Here is a 2,628-nt window from a genome sequence, read left to right as displayed (position 1 = left end):
CTTCACCGCCATGGGCGGGTACCTCACCGGCCGCCCCTGACGGCCGGTGAGGTACCCGCCCATGGCGGTGAAGTAGTCGGTCGCCGCCAGTTCGCGGCCGTCCTCGGTCCGCACCCGGGTGACGGCGAGCCCGTGGTTCCGGCCGGTGCGGGCGTCGGCGCCGGCGACGATCACCACGCCCTCGCCCTCGCGGTAGAAGATGCGGCCCGGCGTTCCGCCGTAGTGTCCCGCGGACACGACCGCGGCCAGGATCTCCAGGCGCTTGCCCCGGTGGAAGGTGAAGGCGCTCGGGTAGGGGGCGGACTGGGCGCGGACCAGGCGCTCCAGGACCTCCGCGGGCCAGCCCCAGTCGATGCGGATGTCCTCCTCGGCCCGCTTGTGGAAGAAGCTGGCCCGGGAACGGTCCTGGGGGGTGAACTCCGTCTGGCCGGAGGCGATCCGCGCGAGCGCGCCGACGGTCACCGGGGCGATGAGGTCGACGGTCCTGTGGAACAGGTCCGTGGCCGTGTCGGTGGGACCGACCGGCACCGCGCGCTGGTCGACGATGTCCCCGGCGTCCAGCACCTCGTCCATCATGTGCGCGGTGACGCCGACCTCCGACTCCCCGTTGACGAGCGCCCAGATGAGCGGGGAGAAGCCGGCGTACTTCGGCAGGAGCGAGTCGTGGACGTTCAGGGTGCCGTGGCGCGGCAGTCCGTAGATGCGCGGCGGGATCCAGGTGCGCCAGTTGTTGGCCACGATGACGTCCGGGTCCGCCTCCTCGAGCAGCCGGAACAGCTCGTCGTCGTCCGGCCGGTTCCGGATCACCACGGGGACGCCGTGGTCCTCGGCCAGCTCGGCGACGGAGTCGCTCCAGATCTTCTCGTAGGCGTGTTCGCTCTTGGGGTGTGTCACGACCAGCACCACGTCGTGCTCGGAGTCCAGGAGCGCTTGCAGCGTGCGATGGCCCCAGGTCTGGTAACCGAACATGACGACCCGCATGGGCTTCCTCCTCGGGAGAGCGAGTGGACGGCGCCAAGTAAAGCAAGGCTTACCTAAGTGTGCAACGGGCCCTGTTTCGAAGGGAGTTCGGAATTCCGTCTCGCGGCATGCCTGATTTGTCCTGTCGACAGTCCGCTTCAACTCAGGTTAGCTTTACCTAAGTTCGGCTGGGCGGAATCGCCGGTTGGCCCGGCGTCCTGTCCTGTCCATCCATGTCCGGCGGGCTGCTGTCCCGCACGATGGGAGCGACATGTCACGGGTTCTTCCTGGCGACACACCTCTGGTCCACGACCTCATCGGCATCGGTTTCGGGCCGTCCAACGTGGCCATGGCGATCGCGCTGAGCGAGCACAACGCGCGGGTCGGCAGGCAGGAGACGGTCACCGCCCACTTCTTCGAGCGCCAGGCCGGCTTCGGCTGGCACCGCGGCATGCTGATCGACGACGCGACGATGCAGGTGTCCTTCCTCAAGGACCTGGTGACGTTACGGAACCCGAGCAGCGACTACAGCTTCCTCTGCTATCTCCAGAGCAAGGGCCGCCTGATCGACTTCGTCAACCACAAGAACCTCTTCCCGCTGCGGGTGGAGTTCCACGACTACTTCGAGTGGGCGGCGGCGAAGGTCGACGACATGGTCTCGTACGGCCACGAGGTCGTGGCCGTGGAGCCGGTGGTGCGCGACGGGATCGTGGAGTACCTGGACGTGACGGCCCGTTCGGGAACGGACACCGTGGTGCACCGGGCCCGCAACCTCGTCGTCGGCACGGGCCTGCGCCCGCTCATGCCGGAGGGCGTCGAACGGTCCGACCGCGTCTGGCACAACTCCGACCTGCTCGCCGAGGTGGAGGCGCTGGAGGGCAGCGACCCGTCCCGCTTCATCGTGGTCGGCGCCGGCCAGAGCGCCGCGGAGAACGTCGCCTACCTGCACCGCCGCTTCCCGCGGGCCGAGATCTGCGCGGTGTTCTCCCGCTACGGCTACAGCCCGGCGGACGACAGCAGCTTCGCCAACCGCATCTTCGACCCCGCCGCGGTCGACGAGTACTTCACGGCCCCCGACGGCGTCAAGCGCAAACTGATGGACTACCACGGCAACACCAACTACTCCGTGGTCGACATCGACCTGATCGACGACCTGTACCGGCAGGCGTACCAGGAGAAGGTGCTCGGCGCCGAACGGCTGCGCTTCCTGAACATCTCCCGGCTGACCGCCGTCGCGGAGGCCGACGACCGGGTGCGCGCCACCATCACGTCCCTGGTCACCGGCGACGAGACCGTGCTGGACGCCGACGTCGTCGTGCTCGCCACCGGCTACAGCCAGGCCGACTCGCTCGGCCTGCTCGGCAGGGTCGCCGACCTCTGCCACCGCGACGACCAGGGCCGCGTGCGGGTCGAGCGCGACTACCGCGTCACGGCCGACCCCGAACTGCGCTGCGGCATCTACCTCCAGGGCGGCYCCGAGCACACGCACGGCATCACCTCGTCCCTGCTCTCCAACACCGCGATCCGGGTCGGCGAGATCCTGGACTCGGTGCTCGACCGCAGGCCGGCAGCCGCCCGGGACGAGCCCGCGCCGGTCGCCGACGGGATCGGCTCGGTCCGGTAGCACCCGCCCCGCGCCGGCCCCCGCGGACCGTCCCGGCGCACCTC

2 protein-coding genes are annotated in these 2,628 nt (G+C 69.5%); one reads left to right on the top strand and one right to left on the bottom strand.

All coding sequences use genetic code 11. The features are described 5' to 3' along the window. Nucleotides 1-981, bottom strand: a 981-nt coding sequence (locus tag EAO71_RS22425; RefSeq protein ID WP_147979637.1) for a methionyl-tRNA formyltransferase, incomplete at its 3' end; no start/stop codon positions are given. Nucleotides 982-1,231: 250 nt separating this feature from the next. Between EAO71_RS22425 and EAO71_RS22420 the strand changes: the two genes are divergently transcribed. Beyond that, complete coding sequence (locus EAO71_RS22420; RefSeq protein WP_147979615.1) at nt 1,232-2,584, top strand: lysine N(6)-hydroxylase/L-ornithine N(5)-oxygenase family protein; 1,353 nt, start codon at nt 1,232-1,234, stop codon at nt 2,582-2,584. The last annotated feature ends 44 nt before the right edge of the window (nt 2,585-2,628 follow it).

Source organism: Streptomyces sp. MS191 (assembly GCF_008042125.1).
Lineage (GTDB): Bacteria > Actinomycetota > Actinomycetes > Streptomycetales > Streptomycetaceae > Streptomyces.
The sequence above is the reverse complement of the archived record's forward strand: the minus strand, read 5'-3'. Positions and strand labels throughout refer to the sequence as shown.